Genomic DNA, 17,932 nt, shown 5'->3' on the forward strand with positions numbered 1-17,932 from the left:
GGAGTTATCCACAGGCCGCTCCGAACGCCTGCGTCAAGGACACGACAGTCGTTCACACGTTCGCGGGAGGCCCCGCCCGTTTCCGCCCGGTAGCCACCGGCGCGTACACCGGCACCGGGATCTTCCGTGAGCGGATGAAGGTCAGCGTCCCGTTCCCCGTGGATCTGGATCTCACCGGCATCAAACCGCGCCGCCAGAGCGGCGAGTAACCGCCACGACGCACAGGACAGCGGCCCGGCACCCCCTGAGGGGAACCGGGCCGCTGTCTCGCAGCAAGCGGAGCGTCAGCGCACGAACACCCCCGCCTGCCCCGCCAGATCCAGGAAGTACTGCGGTGCCACGCCGAGCACCAGCGTGACCGCCACACCGACGCCGATCGCCGTCATGGTCAGCGGCGACGGCACGGCCACCGTCGGGCCCTCGGGCCGCGGCTCGCTGAAGAACATCAGCACGATGACGCGGATGTAGAAGAACGCCGCGATCGCCGACGAGATCACACCGATCACGACGAGCGGGGCGGCCCCGCCCTCCGCCGCCGCCTTGAAAACGGCGAACTTCCCGGCGAAGCCGGAGGTCAGCGGGATGCCCGCGAAGGCCAGCAGGAACACCGCGAACACGGCCGCCACCAGCGGCGAACGCCGGCCCAGCCCCGCCCACTTCGACAGGTGCGTCGCCTCGCCGCCAGCGTCGCGCACGAGCGTGACCACCGCGAAGGCGCCGATCGTCACGAACGAGTACGCGGCCAGGTAGAACAGCACCGAGGAGACACCGTCGGGCGTGGTCGCGATGACACCCGCGAGGATGAACCCGGCGTGCGCGATCGACGAGTACGCCAGCAGTCGCTTGATGTCGGTCTGGGTGATCGCGACGATGGCGCCGCCCAGCATGGTGACGATGGCGACGGCCCACATCACCGGCCGCCAGTCCCAGCGCAGGCCCGGCAGGACGACGTACAGCAACCGCAGCAGCGCACCGAACGCCGCCACCTTCGTCGCCGCCGCCATGAAACCGGTCACCGGCGTCGGCGCGCCCTGGTACACGTCCGGCGTCCACATGTGGAACGGCACCGCGCCCACCTTGAACAGCAGGCCCATCACCACCAGCGCGGCACCGATCAGCAGCAGCGCGTCGTTGCCCATGGTGTCCGCGAGCGCCGGGTTGACGTCCGCGACCGTACCGTCGACGACCTGCGCGATCGTCGCGTACGACATGGAGCCCGCGTAGCCGTACAGCAGGGCGATGCCGAACAGGGTGAACGCGGAGGCGAACGCGCCGAGCAGGAAGTACTTGACCGCCGCCTCCTGCGACATCATCCGCTTGCGGCGGGCCAGCGCGCACAGCAGGTACAGCGGGAGGGAGAAGACCTCCAGTGCCACGAAGAGCGTCAGCAGGTCGTTGGCCGCCGGGAAGATCAGCATGCCGGCGACGGCGAACAGCAGCAGCGGGAACACCTCGGTGGTGGTGAATCCGGCCTTGACCGCCGCCTTCTCGCTCTCGCTGCCCGGCACGGACGCGGCCTGCGCGGCGAAGGAGTCGACGCGGTTGCCGTGCACCAGCGGGTCGAGCCGCCGCTCGGCGAAGGTGAACAGGCCGACCAGGGCCGCCAGCAGGATCGTGCCCTGGAGGAAGAGGGCCGGTCCGTCGACGGCGATCGCGCCCATCGCCGCGATGCGCGCCTTGGTCGTGCCGTAGCCGTCGGCCGCGAGGGCGACGACCGCGGCGAAGGCGGCCGCGAGCGCGACGACGGACACGAACATCTGGACGTAATAACGCGATTTGCGCGGTACGAACGCCTCGACGAGGATCCCGACGATCGCCGCTCCGACGACGATCAGGGTGGGCGCCAACTGTCCGTACTCGAACTTCGGCGCGTCGATCTTGGTGATCGGTTCGGCCGCGGTTGTCCACAGGCTGTGGACGGCTGTTGCGCTCACTTGGCCGCCTCCACCTCGGGCTGGGGGTCCTTCTTCTGTACGTCGGACATGGTCTGTTTCACCGCAGGGTTGACGATGTCCGTGACGGGCTTCGGGTAGACGCCCAGGAAGATCAGCAGTACGACCAGCGGGGCGACGACCACGACTTCACGCACCCTGAGGTCCGGCATCGCGCTGACCTCGGGTTTCACCGGCCCGGTCATCGTCCGCTGATAGAGGACGAGGGTGTAGAGCGCGGCGAGGACGATGCCGAAGGTGGCGATGATGCCGATCACCGGATAGCGCGTGAACGTGCCGACCAGGACCAGGAACTCACTCACGAACGGTGCGAGACCCGGCAGGGAGAGAGTCGCGAGGCTGCCGATCAGGAACGTGCCGGCGAGCACCGGGGCGACCTTCTGCACTCCGCCGTAGTCGGCGATGAGCCGCGAGCCGCGCCGGGAGATCAGGAAGCCCGCCACCAGCATCAGCGCGGCGGTCGAGATGCCGTGGTTGATCATGTAGAGCGTCGCGCCGGACTGGCCCTGGCTGGTCATCGCGAAGATGCCCATGATGATGAAGCCGAAGTGGGAGATCGACGCGTAGGCGATCAGCCGCTTGATGTCCCGCTGGCCGACCGCGAGCAGCGCCCCGTAGATGATGCTGATCAGGGCCAGCACGAGGATGGCGGGCGTCGCCCACTTGCTGGCCTCCGGGAACAACTGGAGGCAGAAGCGGAGCATCGCGAAGGTGCCCACCTTGTCGACGACCGCCGTGATCAGCACGGCGACCGGGGCGGTCGACTCCTGCATCGCGTTGGGCAGCCAGGTGTGCAGCGGCCACAGCGGCGCCTTCACCGCGAAGGCGAAGAAGAAACCGAGGAACAGCCAGCGTTCGGTGCTGGTCGCCATGTCGAGGGAGCCGTTTGCGCGGGCCTCGGCGATCTCCGTGAGCGAGAAGTTCCCGGCGACCACGTACAGGCCGATCACCGCGGCCAGCATGATCAGACCGCCGGCCAGGTTGTAGAGGAGGAACTTCACCGCCGCGTACGACCGTTGCGTCGCCGCCGTCTTCTCGCCGTGCTCGTGGGCACGGTCCCCGAAGCCGCCGATGAGGAAGTACATCGGGATCAGCATGGCTTCGAAGAAGATGTAGAAGAGGAAGACGTCGGTGGCCTCGAAGGAGAGGATCACCATCGCCTCGACGGCCAGGATCAGGGCGAAGAAGCCCTGCGTCGGCCGCCACCGGGTGCTGCCGGTCTCCAGCGGGTCGGCGTCGTGCCAGCCCGCGAGGATGATGAACGGGATCAGCAGCGCGGTCAGCGCGATCAGCGCCACCGCGATGCCGTCCACGCCCAGTTCGTAACGGACACCGAAGTCCGCGATCCAGGCGTGGGACTCGGTGAGCTGGTAACGCTCGCCGTCCGGGTCGAAGCGCACCAGGACGGTGATCGCCAGGACGAGCGTGGCGAGCGAGAAGAGCAGCGCCAGCCACTTGGCGGCGGTGCGTTTGGCGGCCGGTACGGCGGCCGTGGCGATCGCCCCGACGGCCGGGAGCGCCGCTGTCACTGTCAGCAGAGGAAAGGACATCGGTATCAGACCGCCCTCATCAGCAGGGTCGCGGCGACGATGACCGCCGCGCCGCCGAACATCGAGACCGCGTAGGAGCGGGCGAAGCCGTTCTGCAGCTTGCGCATCCGCCCGGAGAGGCCGCCGACCGAGGCCGCCGTGCCGTTGACGACGCCGTCGACCAGGGTGTGGTCGACATACACGAGGGACCGCGTGAGGTGCTCGCCGCCGCGGACCAGGACGACGTGGTTGAAGTCGTCCTGGAGCAGGTCGCGCCGGGCGGCGCGGGTGAGCAGCGAGCCGCGCGGGGCGACGGCCGGGACCGGGCGGCGGCCGTACTGCGCCCAGGCGACGGCGACGCCGAGGACCATCACGGCGACCGTGGCCAGCGTGACCGTGAGGGCGCTGATGGGCGGGTTGCCGTGGTCGTGTCCGGTGATGGGCTCCAGCCAGTGCATGAAGCGGTCGCCGATGCTGAAGAACGCACCGCCGCCCACCGACCCGACGGCCAGCACGATCATCGGGATCGTCATGACCTTGGGCGACTCGTGCGGGTGCGGCGGGGTGTACTCGCCGCGGGTCTCGGCGGCGGGCTCCACGTCCGGTTCGGCCGGGGACGGAGTCGGGGCGTTGCGCCAGCGCTCCTCGCCGAAGAACGTCATCAGCATCACCCGCGTCATGTAGTACGCGGTGATGGCCGCGCCGAGCAGGGCGCAGGCGCCGAGGATCCAGCCCTCGGTGCCGCCCTTGGCGAACGCCGCCTCGATGATCTTGTCCTTGGAGAAGAAGCCGGACAGGCCAGGGAATCCGATGATGGCCAGATAGCCGAGGCCGAAGGTGACGAAGGTGACCGGCATGTACTTCCTCAGGCCGCCGTACCTCCTCATGTCCACCTCGTCGTTCATGCCGTGCATGACCGAACCGGCGCCGAGGAACAGCCCGGCCTTGAAGAAGCCGTGCGTCACCAGGTGCATGATCGCGAAGACGTAGCCGATGGGGCCGAGGCCCGCGGCGAGGATCATGTAGCCGATCTGCGACATGGTCGAGCCGGCCAGGGCCTTCTTGATGTCGTCCTTCGCGCAACCGACGATCGCACCGAACAGGAGCGTGACGGCACCGACGATGGTGACGACGAGCTGCGCGTCGGGGGCGCCGTTGAAAACGGCTCCGGAGCGAACGATCAGGTACACGCCCGCCGTCACCATGGTCGCGGCGTGGATGAGGGCCGAGACCGGGGTCGGGCCCTCCATCGCGTCCCCGAGCCAGGACTGGAGCGGCACCTGGGCGGACTTGCCGCAGGCGGCGAGCAGCAGCATCAGTGCGATCGCGGTGAGCTTGTCCTCACCGGCGGCTCCGGCGAGCCCGGCCTCCTCGTGACTGCCGAGCACCGGCCCGAAGGCGAAGGTGCCGAACCAGAGGAACATCAGCATGATCGCGATGGACAGGCCCATGTCGCCGACGCGGTTGACCAGGAAGGCCTTCTTCGCGGCCGTGGCGGCGCTGGGCTTGTGCTGCCAGAAGCCGATCAGCAGGTAGGAGGCGAGACCGACGCCCTCCCAGCCCACGTACAGCAGCAGGTAGTTGTCGGCGAGGACGAGGATCAGCATCGCCGCGAGGAACAGGTTCAGGTAGCCGAAGAAGCGGCGGCGCCGCTCGTCGTGCTCCATGTACCCGACGGAGTAGAGGTGGATCAGCGATCCGACGCCCGTGATCAGCAGCACGAACGTCATGGACAGCTGGTCGAGCTGGAAGGCGACGTCCGCCTGGAAGCCCTCCACCGGGATCCAGCTGAACAGGTGCTGGGACATGACCCGGTGTTCGGCGTCCTGGCCGAGCATGTCGGTGAACAGCACCAGGCCGAGCACGAAGGAGGCGGCCGCGAGCAGCGTGCCGATCCAGTGGCCCACGGCGTCCAGCCGGCGTCCGCCGCACAGCAGGACCGCAGCTCCGAGCAGGGGCGCCGCCACCAGCAGCGCAATGAGGTTCTCCACGATTCTTCCGACCCCTTACAGCTTCATCAGGCTGGCGTCGTCGACCGAGGCCGAGTGGCGGGCGCGGAACAGGGACACGATGATCGCGAGCCCGACCACGACCTCCGCGGCGGCGACGACCATCGTGAAGAAGGCGATGATCTGGCCGTCGAGGTTGCCGTGCATCCGGGAGAAGGCGACGAACGCGAGGTTGCAGGCGTTGAGCATGAGCTCGATGCACATGAACACGACGATCGCGTTGCGCCTGATCAGCACGCCGGTGGCACCGATCGTGAACAGCAGGGCCGCGAGGTACAGATAGTTGACCGGGTTCACTTCGACGCCTCCTCGGGCCGCTTGAACGTGGTCGGCTCGATGGCCTTCCGCTCCAGGCGCTCCTCGGCACGCTGCTCCAGGGCTCGCAGGTCGTTGAGCGCCTCCTGCGACACGTCCCGGATCTGGCCCCGCTCCCGCAGCGTCTTGCTGACGGTGAGGTCGGAGGGCGTGCCGTCGGGCAGCAGGCCCGCGATGTCGACCGCGTTGTGCCGGGCGTAGACACCAGGGGCCGGCAGGGGCGGCAGTTGCCTGCCTTCGCGGACGCGCTCCTCGGAGAGCTCGCGCTGGGTCTTGGCGCGCTCGGTGCGCTCGCGGTGCGTGAGCACCATCGCGCCGACGGCGGCCGTGATGAGCAGGGCGCCGGTGATCTCGAACGCGAAGACGTACCTGGTGAACAGGAGGGCAGCGATGCCCTCCACGTTGCCGCCGGCGTTCGCCTGGCCGATGCCGTTGAACTCGCTGAGGGAGGCGTTGCCGATGCCGGCGATCAGCAGGACGCCGAAGCCGAGCCCGCACAGCAGGGCCAGCCAGCGCTGGCCCTTGATGGTCTCCTTCAGGGAGTCCGCCGCGGTGACGCCGACGAGCATCACCACGAACAGGAACAGCATCATGATCGCGCCGGTGTAGACGACGATCTGGACGACGCCCAGGAAGTAGGCGCCGTTGGCGAGGTAGAACACCGCCAGGATGATCATGGTACCGGCGAGGCAGAGCGCGCTGTGCACGGCTCTCTTCATGAGGATGGTGCACAGGGCGCCGATCACCGCGATGGTGCCGAGGATCCAGAACTGGACGGCCTCTCCGGTGGAGGTGGAGTAGGCGGCGAGCTGGGTGGTCATCGGTCGATCACCTTCTCCGACGCCGGTTCCGTCCCGCCGAAGGTCGAGTCGCCCTCCTGGACGACCTCGCCCTTGGAGTGGGCGACCTGCCGCTCCGTACCGGGTGCGGCCTCGGTGACCAGGCCCCGGTAGTAGTCCTGCTCGTCCGTCCCCGGGTAGATGGCGTGGGGCGAGTCGACCATGCCCTCCTCGAGACCGGCGAGCAGCTGCTCCTTGGTGTAGATGAGGTTGGCCCGGCTGGAGTCGGCCAGCTCGAACTCGTTCGTCATCGTGAGCGCGCGCGTGGGGCACGCCTCGATGCACAGGCCGCACAGGATGCAGCGGGCGTAGTTGATCTGGTAGACGCGGCCGTACCGCTCGCCCGGCGAGTAGCGCTCCTCGTCGGTGTTGTCCGCGCCCTCCACGTAGATGGCGTCGGCGGGGCAGGCCCACGCGCACAGTTCGCAGCCGACGCACTTCTCCAGGCCGTCGGGATGGCGGTTGAGCTGGTGCCGTCCGTGGAAGCGCGGAGCCGTGGTCTTCTGCTGCTCCGGGTACTGCTCGGTCAGCCGCTTCTTGAACATGGCCTTGAAGGTCACGCCGAAGCCGGCCACCGGGTTCTGGAACCCGGGCTTGGTGTCCTTCGGTTCCTCAGCCATCGGACGCCTCCTTTCCATCCGTAGTTCCGCCCAGAGATCCGTCACTCTGAGTATCGGGCCCACCACTGACAATCAGCTCCCGCTCACTGCGCGAGCGGCGTCGCGGGACCGGTGGAAGTTCCTGTCCCGGCAGTGGCGGTACGGGGAATCCGCCCGCCATCGGGTCGAAGGCGGCCGGGGTCTCGGCCGGCGGCTCGGCCTGCTTCGCCTTCTCGCGGAACATGTCGACGACGAAGGAGAGCACCAGCAGGGCCAGGACGCCGCCGCCGACGTAGAGGGCGATGTCGGCGAAGTCGTAACCCTCGTTCCTGAAGGCACGCACGGTCGCGACGAGCATCAGCCACACCAGCGAGACCGGGATGAGGACCTTCCAGCCGAGCTTCATCAGCTGGTCGTAGCGGACGCGTGGGAGCGTGCCGCGGATCCAGATGAACATGAACAGCAGCAACTGGACCTTGACCGTGAACCAGAGCATCGGCCACCAGCCGTGGTTCGCGCCCTCCCAGAAGGTGCTGATCGGCCAGGGGGCCCGCCAGCCGCCGAGGAACAGCGTCGTGGCGACGGCCGAGACGGTCACCATGTTGACGTACTCGGCGAGCATGAACATCGCGAACTTGATCGACGAGTACTCGGTGTTGAAGCCGCCGACCAGGTCGCCCTCGGACTCCGGCATGTCGAAGGGGGCGCGGTTGGTCTCGCCGACCATCGTCACGATGTAGAGGACGAAGGAGAGCGGCAGCAGCAGGATGTACCAGCGGTCGGTCTGCTGCTCCACGATCGTCGAGGTCGACATCGACCCGGAGTAGAGGAACACGGAGGCGAAGGCGGCACCCATCGCGATCTCGTAGGAGATCATCTGCGCGCAGGAGCGCAGGCCGCCCAGCAGCGGGTAGGTCGATCCGGAGCTCCAGCCGGCGAGGACGATGCCGTAGATGCCGACCGAGGCGACCGCGAGGATGTAGAGCATCGCGATCGGCAGGTCGGTGAGCTGCATCGTGGTGCGCTGGCCGAAGATCGAGACCTCGTTGCCGGCCGGGCCGAAGGGGATCACGGCGATCGCCATGAAGGCCGGGATGGCCGCGATGATGGGCGCGAGGACGTACACCGCCTTGTCCGCGCGCTTGACGATGACGTCTTCCTTGAGCATCAGCTTGATGCCGTCGGCGAGCGACTGGAGCATGCCCCAGGGGCCGTGCCGGTTGGGGCCGATGCGCAGCTGCATCCAGGCGACGACCTTGCGCTCCATGACGATGGAGATCAGCACGGTCACCATCAGGAAGGCGAAGCAGAACACCGCCTTGATGACGACCAGCCACCAGGGGTCGTGGCCGAACATCGAGAGGTCTTCAGCGGCGAGGTACGGGCTCATGCCTCCACCTCCTTGGGGGCCTCGCCGGCGAGGGCCGCCGGGCCGATGCGGACGAGGGAGCCGGGCCGCGCCCCGGTGTCGGAGGCGACGCCGGCACCGGTGGAGTTCAGCGGGAGCCACACCACCCGGTCCGGCATCTCACTGATCTGGAGGGGGAGTTCGACAACTCCCTGGGGGCCGGTCACCGCGAGGAGGCCGCCCTCCGCGACGCCCGCCTCGGCGGCCGTCGCGGGCGACACACGCGCGCGTGCGGCGTGCCGGGTGCCGGCTAGTGCCTCGTCACCCTGCTGGAGGACGCCCTGGTCGAGCAGCAGCCGGTGTCCGGCGAGCACCGCCTCACCGGCGGCCGGACGGGGCAGGACGCCCGCCGTCTCCAGGGGTTCGGTGGCCCGCGGGCCGTCCCAGGCGCCGAGCCGGTCGATCTCCGCGCGTACGGTGCGCAGATCGGGCAGTCCGAGGTGGACGTCCATGGCGTCGGCCACCATCTGGAGCACGCGCGCGTCGGTGGGCGCGAGGCGTCGGGTCATGTGGTCGGGCTTGAGCGCGGCCTCGAAGAATCGGACCCGGCCTTCCCAGTTGAGGAAGGTCCCGGCCTTCTCGGCGACCGCGGCGACAGGCAGCACCACGTCGGCCTTGCGGGTGATCTCGCTGGGCCGCAGTTCGAGCGAGACCAGGAAGCCGACCTCGTCGAGTGCCGCACGCGCGCGTGCCGGGTCGGGCAGGTCGGCGATTTCGACGCCCGCCACCAGCAGCGCCTGGAGTTCGCCGGTCGCGGCGGCCTCCACGATCTGGCCGGTGTCGCGGCCGTAGCGGTGCGGGAGACCGGCGACGCCCCAGACGCCGGCGACCTCGTCACGCGCGCCTGGGTCGGTTGCCGGACGTCCGCCGGGCAGCAGCGACGGCAGCGCGCCCGCCTCGACGGCGCCACGCTCCCCGGCCCGGCGCGGGATCCACGCCAGCCGCGCTCCGGTCGCGGAGGAGGTGCGTACGGCGGCGGTCAGGCCGCCGGCCACCGCGGCCAGCCGCTCACCGACGACGATCACGGCCCCCTCGGCGCGCAGCGCCTCGGCGGCGAGAGCGCCGTCGTCCTCCAGGCCGACGTTGCTCGCGAGCGCGTCCAGCCACTCGGTCTCCGTGCCGGGGGCCGCCGGCAGCAGCGTCCCGCCGGCCTTCTCCAGACCGCGCGTGGAGTGCGTGGCCAGGGAGAACACCTTCTGCCCGTGCTTGCGCCAGGCCTTGCGCAGCCGCAGGAAGACGCCGGGCGCCTCCTCCTCCGCCTCGAAACCGACCAGCAGGACGGCGGGTGCCTTCTCCAGTGCGGTGTACGTGACGCCCGTACCGTCGAGGTCCCGGCCGCGCCCGGCGACCTGGGCGGCGAGGAAGTCGGCCTCCTCGCCGCTGTGCACGCGCGCGCGGAAGTCGATGTCGTTGGTGTCGAGCGCCACGCGCGCGAACTTGCTGTACGCGTAGGCGTCCTCGATGGTGAGCCGGCCGCCGGTCAGGACGCCGGTGCGGCCCCGTGAGGCCAGCAGCCCCTGGGCCGCGATCTGGAGGGCCTCCGGCCAGGAGGCCGGTTCCAGCTCACCCTCGGCGTTGCGCACGAGCGGCGTCTCCAGCCGGTCCCGCTGCTGCGCGTACCGGAAGGCGAACCGCCCCTTGTCGCAGATCCACTCCTCGTTGACCTCGGGGTCGTGGGCGGCGAGCCGCCGCATGACCTTGCCGCGCCGGTGGTCGGTGCGCGTGGCGCAGCCGCCGGAGCAGTGCTCGCACACCGACGGGGACGAGACGAGGTCGAAGGGGCGGGAGCGGAATCGGTACGCCGCCGAGGTCAGAGCGCCGACCGGGCAGATCTGGATGGTGTTGCCGGAGAAGTACGACTCGAACGGGTCGCCCTCGCCGGTGCCGACCTGCTGGAGCGCGCCCCGCTCGATCAGCTCGATCATCGGGTCGCCCGCGACCTGGTTGGAGAACCGGGTGCAGCGGGCGCACAGCACGCACCGCTCGCGGTCGAGCAGCACCTGCGTGGAGATCGGGACGGGCTTCTCGTAGGTCCGCTTGCGGCCGTCGAAGCGGGACTCGGCGTCACCGTGCGACATCGCCTGGTTCTGGAGCGGGCACTCGCCGCCCTTGTCGCAGACCGGGCAGTCCAGCGGGTGGTTGATGAGCAGGAGCTCCATCACACCCTTCTGGGCCTTCTCGGCGACCGGCGAGGTGAGGTGGGTCTTGACCACCATCCCGTCGGTGCAGGTGATGGTGCAGGACGCCATGGGCTTGCGCTGGCCCTCGACTTCGACGATGCACTGGCGGCAGGCGCCGGCCGGGTCGAGGAGGGGGTGGTCGCAGAACCGGGGGATCTCGATGCCGAGCTGTTCGGCGGCCCGGATGACCAGGGTGCCCTTGGGCACGCTGATCTCGACGCCGTCGATCGTCAGCGACACGAGGTCCTCCGGCGGGACCGCCGCCTCTCCCCCGCCTGAGGGAGCGTTGGTGGTCACGGTCATGCGGTCACCTCCGTGCGGTCGGCCCAGGCCGTCGACTTGGCCGGGTCGAAGGGGCAGCCCCGGCCCGTGATGTGCTGCTCGTACTCCTCGCGGAAGTACTTGAGCGAGGAGAAGATCGGCGAGGCGGCGCCGTCGCCGAGAGCGCAGAAGGACTTGCCGTTGATGTTGTCGGCGATGTCGTTCAGCTTGTCGAGGTCGGACATCTGTCCCTTGCCGGCTTCGATGTCGCGCAGCAGCTGCACGAGCCAGTACGTCCCTTCGCGGCAGGGCGTGCACTTGCCGCAGGACTCGTGGGCGTAGAACTCGGTCCAGCGCGTCACGGCCCGCACCACGCAGGTCGTCTCGTCGAAGCACTGGAGAGCTTTCGTGCCGAGCATGGAACCCGCGGCGCCCACTCCTTCGTAATCAAGAGGGACGTCGAGGTGCTCGTCGGTGAACATCGGGGTCGAGGAGCCGCCCGGCGTCCAGAACTTGAGGCGGTGCCCGGGGCGCATCCCGCCGCTCATGTCGAGGAGCTGGCGGAGGGTGATCCCGAGCGGCGCTTCGTACTGGCCGGGGCTGGCGACGTGGCCGGACAGGGAGTAGAGCGTGAAGCCGGGCGACTTCTCGCTCCCCATCGACCGGAACCATTCCTTGCCCCGGTTCATGATCGCGGGAACCGACGCGATCGATTCGACGTTGTTCACCACAGTCGGGCACGCGTAGAGGCCCGCGACGGCAGGGAAGGGGGGACGAAGCCGCGGTTGACCCCGGCGGCCTTCGAGCGAGTCCAGCAGTGCTGTTTCCTCACCGCAGATGTACGCGCCCGCGCCCGCGTGCACGGTGATGTCGAGGTCGAGTCCGCTGCCCTGGATGTTCTCGCCGAGGAAGCCGGCCTCGTAGGCCTCGCGGACGGCCGAGTGCAACCGCCGCAGCACCGGGACGACTTCACCACGCAGATAGATGAAGGCGTGCGAAGACCTGATGGCGTAACACGCGATGATCATGCCCTCGATGAGGCTGTGCGGGTTCGCGAAGAGGAGCGGGATGTCCTTGCACGTCCCGGGCTCCGACTCGTCGGCGTTGACAACCAGATAGTGCGGCTTTCCATCCCCCTGGGGAATGAACTGCCACTTCATGCCCGTGGGGAAGCCCGCGCCGCCGCGCCCGCGCAGACCGGATTCCTTGACGTACGCGATCACGTCGTCCGGCGACATGGCGAGCGCCTTGCGAAGCCCTTCGTACCCGTCGTGCCGCCGGTAGACGTCGAGCGTCCAGGACCTGTCCTCGTCCCAGAAGGCCGACAGCACCGGTGCGAGCAGCTTCTCGGGGCTCATGTCTTTCAGCTCGGGTGCCAAGGTCATCACTCCCCCTCCTCGGCGGTGGGCCCGGCCGGGTGGGCCGGGTCGGAGGCCGACGTGTCCTGCGGCGCGTCGTGCGAGCTCAAGTGCTCCGTCGGTGACGGCTCGTGCGGCTTGTCGTCCCGGGGCGCCTCGCCGCGCGGGTGCACCACGCGCGCGGGAGCGGACTCGCCCTTGGCGAGCTTCAGGCCGATCAGGGAGGCGGGTCCCGCGCTCCCCCCGGACTCGACGGCTCCGTCCCGCTCGTCGGGGAAACCGGCCAGGACCCGGGCGGTCTCCTTGAAGGTGCACATCGGTGCCCCGCGGGTGGGGGTGACCGGCCGTCCCGCGCGCAGGTCGTCGACGAGGCGCTTGGCGCTCGCCGGGGTCTGGTTGTCGAAGAACTCCCAGTTGACCATCACGACCGGCGCGAAGTCGCAGGCGGCGTTGCACTCGATGTGCTCCAGGGTGACCTTGCCGTCGTCGGTGGTCTCGCGGTTGCCGACGCCCAGGTGCTCCTGGAGCTCCTCGAAGATCGCGTCCCCGCCCATGACGGCGCACAGGGTGTTGGTGCACACCCCCACCTGGTAGTCACCGCTCGGCCGGCGGCGGTACATGGTGTAGAAGGTGGCGACCGCGGTGACCTCGGCCGTGGTCAGGCCGAGCATGTCCGCGCAGAACCGCATCCCGGTGCGCGTGACGTGGCCTTCCTCGGCCTGCACGAGGTGCAGCAGCGGCAGCAGGGCGGACCGGGAGTCCGGGTAGCGGGCGATGACCTCGCGCGCGTCGGTCTCCAGGCGGGCCCGGACGTCGTCCGGGTAGGCGGGTGCGGGCAGTTCGGGCATGCCCAGGCTGACGCCCCGCTCGGAAGAAGAGGTGGTCACCGGTCGACGCCTCCCATCACGGGGTCGATGGACGCGACGGCGACGATGACGTCGGCGACCTGGCCGCCCTCGCACATCGCCGCCATGGCCTGAAGGTTGGTGAAGGACGGGTCGCGGAAGTGGACCCGGTAGGGGCGGGTGCCGCCGTCGGACACGACGTGCACCCCGAGTTCGCCCTTGGGCGACTCGACCGCCGCGTACGTCTGTCCCGGCGGGACGCGGAAGCCCTCGGTGACCAGCTTGAAGTGGTGGATCAGGGCCTCCATGGAGGTGCCCATGATCTTCTTGATGTGGTCGAGGGAGTTGCCGAGGCCGTCAGGGCCCAGGGCGAGCTGGGCCGGCCAGGCGATCTTCTTGTCGGCGACCATGACCGGGCCGGGCTGGAGCCGGTCCAGGCACTGCTCGATGATCCTGAGCGACTGGCGCATCTCCTCCAGCCGGATCAGGAAGCGGCCGTAGGAGTCGCAGGTGTCGGCGGTCGGGATCTCGAAGTCGTAGGTCTCGTAGCCGCAGTACGGCTGGGCCTTGCGCAGGTCGTGCGGCAGGCCGGTGGAGCGCAGGATCGGTCCCGTCGCGCCGAGGGCCATGCAGCCGGCCAGGTCGAGGTAGCCGACGTCCTGCATACGGGCCTTGAAGATGGGGTTCCCGGTGGCGAGCTTGTCGTACTCCGGGAGGTTCTTCTTCATCTTCTTCACGAACTCGCGGATCTGGTCCACCGCGCCGGGCGGCAGGTCCTGGGCGAGTCCGCCGGGGCGGATGTACGCGTGGTTCATCCGCAGGCCGGTGATCAGCTCGTAGATATCGAGAATGAGTTCACGATCACGGAATCCGTAGATCATGATCGTGGTGGCGCCGAGCTCCATGCCGCCGGTGGCGATGCAGACCAGGTGCGACGACAGCCGGTTCAGCTCCATCAGGAGCACGCGGATGATCGAGGCGCGGTCCGGGATCTGGTCCTCGATGCCGAGGAGCTTCTCGACCCCGAGGCAGTACGCCGTCTCGTTGAAGAACGGCGTCAGGTAGTCCATGCGCGTCACGAACGTGGTGCCCTGCGTCCACGTCCGGTACTCGAGGTTCTTCTCGATGCCGGTGTGCAGGTAGCCGATGCCGCAGCGGGCCTCGGTGACGGTCTCGCCGTCGATCTCCAGGATCAGGCGGAGCACGCCGTGCGTGGACGGGTGCTGCGGGCCCATGTTGACGACGATGCGCTCGTCGTCGGCGCGGGCCGCGGACTGGACGACCTCGTCCCAGTCGCCACCGGTGACCGTGTAGACGGTGCCCTCTGTGGTCTCCCGAGGGGAGGCGTGCGAAGTGCTCATGAGTACGACCTCCGCTGGTCCGGAGCCGGGATCTGGGCGCCCTTGTACTCGACGGGGATGCCGCCGAGGGGGTAGTCCTTGCGCTGCGGAAAGCCCTGCCAGTCGTCCGGCATCATGATCCGCGTCAGGGCGGGGTGGCCGTCGAAGACGATGCCGAAGAAGTCGTACGTCTCGCGCTCGTGCCAGTCGTTCGTCGGATAGACCGAGAACAGCGACGGGATGTGCGGGTCGCTGTCGGGGCAGCTGACCTCCAGGCGGATCACCCGGTTGTGGGTGATCGAGCGCAGGTGGTAGACGGCGTGCAGCTCGCGGCCCTTGTCGTTCGGGTAGTGGACGCCGCTGACGCCGGTGCACAGCTCGAAGCGCAGGGCCGGGTCGTCGCGCAGGGTCCTGGCGACCCTCACCAGGTGCTCGCGCTCGATGTGGAAGGTCAGCTCGTCGCGGTCGACGACCGTCTTCTCGATGGCGTTGCCGGGGAGCAGGCCCTGTTCCTCCAGGGCTCCCTCCAGCTCGTCGGCGACCTCGTCGAACCAGCCGCCGTAGGGCCTGCTCGCCGGTCCCGGGAGCCGGACCGAGCGGACCAGGCCGCCGTAGCCGGAGGTGTCGCCGCCGTTGTTCGCGCCGAACATGCCGCGCTGGACGCGGATCTCCTCGCCGCCCTGGCCGCGCTGGCCCGGGAGGTTCGAGGCGCTGAGGTCCTTCTCGGGGTTGACCCCGTTGTCGTTCGCGTCGCTCACCGCAGCAGCCCCTTCATCTCGATCGTGGGTAGGGCCTTGAGCGCCGCCTCCTCCGCCTCGCGGGCCGCCTCCTCGGCGTTCACGCCGAGCTTGGAGCTCTGGATCTTCTGGTGGAGCTTGAGGATGGCGTCCATCAGCATCTCCGGCCGTGGCGGGCAGCCGGGGAGATAGATGTCGACCGGCACGATGTGGTCGACGCCCTGGACGATGGCGTAGTTGTTGAACATGCCGCCCGAGGAGGCGCAGACCCCCATGGAGATCACCCACTTGGGGTTCGGCATCTGGTCGTAGACCTGCCGCAGCACCGGCGCCATCTTCTGGCTCACCCGGCCGGCGACGATCATCAGGTCCGCCTGGCGCGGCGAGCCCCGGAAGACCTCCATGCCGAAGCGCGCCAGGTCGTAGCGGCCGGCGCCGGTGGTCATCATCTCGATGGCACAGCAGGCGAGGCCGAACGTGGCGGGGAAGACGGACGACTTGCGCACCCAGCCCGCGGCCTGCTCGACGGTGGTCAGCAGGAAGCCGCTCGGCAGCTTTTCTTCGAGTCCCATGACTTGTGGCCCCTCAGTCCCATTCCAGGCCGCCGCGCCGCCATACGTACGCGTACGCGACGAAGACGGTGAGCACGAAGAGCAGCATCTCCACGAGCCCGAAGATCCCCAGGGCGTCGAAGGTGACGGCCCAGGGGTAGAGGAAGACGATCTCGATATCGAAAATGATGAAGAGCATCGCCGTCAGGTAGTACTTGATCGGGAAGCGCCCGCCGCCGGCCGGCGTGGGGGTCGGCTCGATACCGCACTCGTAGGCCTCGAGCTTGGCGCGGTTGTACCGCTTGGGACCGATCAACGTGGCCATGACCACGGAGAAGATCGCAAAGCCTGCCCCGAGGGCTCCCAGTACGAGGATGGGCGCATAAGCGTTCACCGCTCCTCGCTCCTCTCAGTCGGCACTGACTGCTGGCGGTTTGCGTCGGGCTCACTTCGGCCCCACCTGTCCCTCGAACCCCGCCTGCCCCGGCGAAGATCGGGAACATGTGAAGCAGGTCACAAGCCCAACCGCGTGCATCTTATGCCCGACCCTCTGTGATCTGCGACACGGGGTATTGCACAAGCTTTGTGATCTCCACCACCTGACGATCGATCATGAAGTCGGATGAGCGGTGATCTTCACACTCGAAGCGTCCGAGTGATCACCAGAGGTGACATTTTGCCTCGTCAGCGCAGGCCGGAGGGGGCGTCTCAATATCAAGAGGGTTCCCTTGCATGCAAATTGGCGAAGGAGTCGATCTCTTGATAGAGGCGCGTTCACACATCGGTGGGCGCGTGAAGCGGGGTGTGGACGCGTGCATTCGTTCACGATCTTCGCGAGGCCGTGATCCGGCCGTGATCTACGGCGCCGGACGCGCCCGCTTCGGCAACCGTTCCGTGACCTCCGTCACATGCATGAGAGGCGCATGAGAACGGGGCTTGGCCAATCAACCCAACCGATGGTAGGTGCGGGGCAATTCGGGCGTATTGATCAAAGACCGTGATCACAGGCTGGTCACGGGGGGCCCGCAATGTCCGTTACGGCGTCAATAAAGGGCCTCGTGCGGGGTTTTTGAGGGCCCGATTGAACAACTGTGGCGCAGCCCACGTTTCTTGAAGATATGAAGGAGCCCCTGGTACCGGTTGTTCCCATGTCCCACACCGCTCACATACGCAGCCACCGGAAGCCCCGCCGCAGCGCGACCTCTTCGATCGCCCTGCGTGCCGGAGTTGCCGGTGGCGTTCTCAGCATGGCAGCGGCGGGTGCGTCGGCCTCGGCGAACGCCGCCGAGCCGGTCACCCAGACCATCGAACTGCCCACCCTGACGGCCGACATGTCCGCCCAGGTCGCCCAGTCCGCCGCCGCCACCCAGCAGGCGGCCGCGAATTACGAACTGCGCGCCGAGCGTGACGCCGCCGCCGCCAAGGCAGCCGCCGAGGCCAAGAAGGACCTCGCCGAGGCGAAGAAGAAGGCGGAGGCCAAGAAGAAGGCCGCCGAGGCCGCCCGCAAGGCCGCCGCCGAGCGCGCCGCGCGCAGCGCCGAGCGCGCCACGCTCTCCACCGCCTCCGCCTCCGCGTCCGCGTCGGCCTCCACGTCGGTCTCGGCGCCCTCCAGCGGCAGCGTCGCGACCGTCATCGCCTTCCTGAAGGCCCAGGTGGGCGACGCCTACGTCATGGGCGCCACCGGTCCCAACGCCTGGGACTGCTCCTCCCTCGTGCAGGCCGCGTACAAGCAGGTTGGTGTGGACCTGCCGCGCGTCTCGCAGGACCAGTCGATGGCCGGCACGGACGTCTCGCTGTCCAACCTCCAGGTCGGCGACATCCTCTACTGGGGTGGCAAGGGCTCCGCGTACCACGTGGGTGTCTACATCGGAGACGGCCAGTACCTGGACGCGGCCAACCCGTCCAAGGGCGTCGTCATCCAGGACCTGTCGGGTTACCCGGCGGACGGCGCGGTGCGCGTCCTCTGAGGCCGCGCCCGCACCGAATTCACGCATAACGGGTCAGAGGGC

General features: G+C 68.8%; 15 protein-coding genes. 1 reads left to right on the forward strand and 14 read right to left on the reverse strand.

What is annotated here, in order from left to right; genetic code table 11:
* Window positions 1–284: 284 nt before the first annotated feature.
* From nuoN to ABFX81_RS38340, 14 genes are read right to left on the reverse strand one after another with little or no spacing between them, the layout of a single operon-like run.
* Window positions 285–1,934: an NADH-quinone oxidoreductase subunit NuoN gene (gene nuoN / locus ABFX81_RS38275; RefSeq protein WP_086840036.1), complete on the reverse strand. Its 1,650-nt coding sequence runs from the start codon at window positions 1,932–1,934 to the stop codon at window positions 285–287.
* A complete protein-coding gene (locus tag ABFX81_RS38280; RefSeq protein WP_086840034.1) occupies window positions 1,931–3,502 on the reverse strand; it encodes an NADH-quinone oxidoreductase subunit M in 1,572 nt (523 codons plus the stop codon). Before ABFX81_RS38280 ends, nuoN begins: the two co-directional genes overlap by 4 nt.
* Window positions 3,503–3,507: 5 nt before the next feature.
* Window positions 3,508–5,472: an NADH-quinone oxidoreductase subunit L gene (nuoL, locus tag ABFX81_RS38285; RefSeq protein ID WP_086840032.1), complete on the reverse strand. Its 1,965-nt coding sequence runs from the start codon at window positions 5,470–5,472 to the stop codon at window positions 3,508–3,510.
* 15 nt (window positions 5,473–5,487) lie between these two features.
* The gene (nuoK, locus tag ABFX81_RS38290; protein WP_003992252.1) at window positions 5,488–5,787 is read right to left on the reverse strand and encodes an NADH-quinone oxidoreductase subunit NuoK; all 300 of its coding nucleotides are present in this window, start codon (window positions 5,785–5,787) and stop codon (window positions 5,488–5,490) included.
* Entirely contained in the window at window positions 5,784–6,626 is an 843-nt protein-coding gene (locus tag ABFX81_RS38295) for an NADH-quinone oxidoreductase subunit J (protein ID WP_086840030.1), read from the reverse strand. The genes nuoK and ABFX81_RS38295 overlap by 4 nt, the downstream gene beginning before the upstream one ends.
* Window positions 6,623–7,264, reverse strand: coding sequence for an NADH-quinone oxidoreductase subunit NuoI (gene nuoI, locus ABFX81_RS38300; RefSeq protein ID WP_086840028.1), 642 nt, complete (start codon window positions 7,262–7,264; stop codon window positions 6,623–6,625). The genes ABFX81_RS38295 and nuoI overlap by 4 nt, the downstream gene beginning before the upstream one ends.
* Window positions 7,257–8,633 (reverse strand): NADH-quinone oxidoreductase subunit NuoH, encoded by a 1,377-nt coding sequence (gene nuoH / locus ABFX81_RS38305; RefSeq protein WP_086840026.1) that lies wholly within the window; start codon window positions 8,631–8,633, stop codon window positions 7,257–7,259. The genes nuoI and nuoH overlap by 8 nt, the downstream gene beginning before the upstream one ends.
* Window positions 8,630–11,134, reverse strand: a complete 2,505-nt coding sequence (locus ABFX81_RS38310; protein ID WP_086840024.1) for an NADH-quinone oxidoreductase subunit G — start codon at window positions 11,132–11,134, stop codon at window positions 8,630–8,632. The genes nuoH and ABFX81_RS38310 overlap by 4 nt, the downstream gene beginning before the upstream one ends.
* Window positions 11,131–12,477, reverse strand: a complete 1,347-nt coding sequence (gene nuoF, locus ABFX81_RS38315; protein ID WP_086840022.1) for an NADH-quinone oxidoreductase subunit NuoF — start codon at window positions 12,475–12,477, stop codon at window positions 11,131–11,133. Before nuoF ends, ABFX81_RS38310 begins: the two co-directional genes overlap by 4 nt.
* Window positions 12,477–13,337, reverse strand: coding sequence for an NADH-quinone oxidoreductase subunit NuoE (gene nuoE, locus ABFX81_RS38320; protein ID WP_086840020.1), 861 nt, complete (start codon window positions 13,335–13,337; stop codon window positions 12,477–12,479). Before nuoE ends, nuoF begins: the two co-directional genes overlap by 1 nt.
* Window positions 13,334–14,656 (reverse strand): NADH-quinone oxidoreductase subunit D, encoded by a 1,323-nt coding sequence (locus ABFX81_RS38325; protein WP_086840018.1) that lies wholly within the window; start codon window positions 14,654–14,656, stop codon window positions 13,334–13,336. Before ABFX81_RS38325 ends, nuoE begins: the two co-directional genes overlap by 4 nt.
* Window positions 14,653–15,393: an NADH-quinone oxidoreductase subunit C gene (locus ABFX81_RS38330; RefSeq protein ID WP_086840016.1), complete on the reverse strand. Its 741-nt coding sequence runs from the start codon at window positions 15,391–15,393 to the stop codon at window positions 14,653–14,655. Before ABFX81_RS38330 ends, ABFX81_RS38325 begins: the two co-directional genes overlap by 4 nt.
* Entirely contained in the window at window positions 15,390–15,944 is a 555-nt protein-coding gene (locus ABFX81_RS38335) for a NuoB/complex I 20 kDa subunit family protein (protein ID WP_018528252.1), read from the reverse strand. The genes ABFX81_RS38330 and ABFX81_RS38335 overlap by 4 nt, the downstream gene beginning before the upstream one ends.
* A gap of 13 nt (window positions 15,945–15,957) precedes the next feature.
* The gene (locus tag ABFX81_RS38340; RefSeq protein WP_003974383.1) at window positions 15,958–16,317 is read right to left on the reverse strand and encodes an NADH-quinone oxidoreductase subunit A; all 360 of its coding nucleotides are present in this window, start codon (window positions 16,315–16,317) and stop codon (window positions 15,958–15,960) included.
* A gap of 724 nt (window positions 16,318–17,041) precedes the next feature.
* Between ABFX81_RS38340 and ABFX81_RS38345 the strand changes: the two genes are divergently transcribed.
* Window positions 17,042–17,890 (forward strand): C40 family peptidase, encoded by an 849-nt coding sequence (locus tag ABFX81_RS38345; protein ID WP_086840014.1) that lies wholly within the window; start codon window positions 17,042–17,044, stop codon window positions 17,888–17,890.
* Window positions 17,891–17,932: the final 42 nt, after the last annotated feature.

Source organism: Streptomyces coeruleofuscus (assembly GCF_039532725.1).
In the GTDB taxonomy this organism is placed as follows: Bacteria; Actinomycetota; Actinomycetes; order Streptomycetales; family Streptomycetaceae; genus Streptomyces; species Streptomyces coeruleofuscus.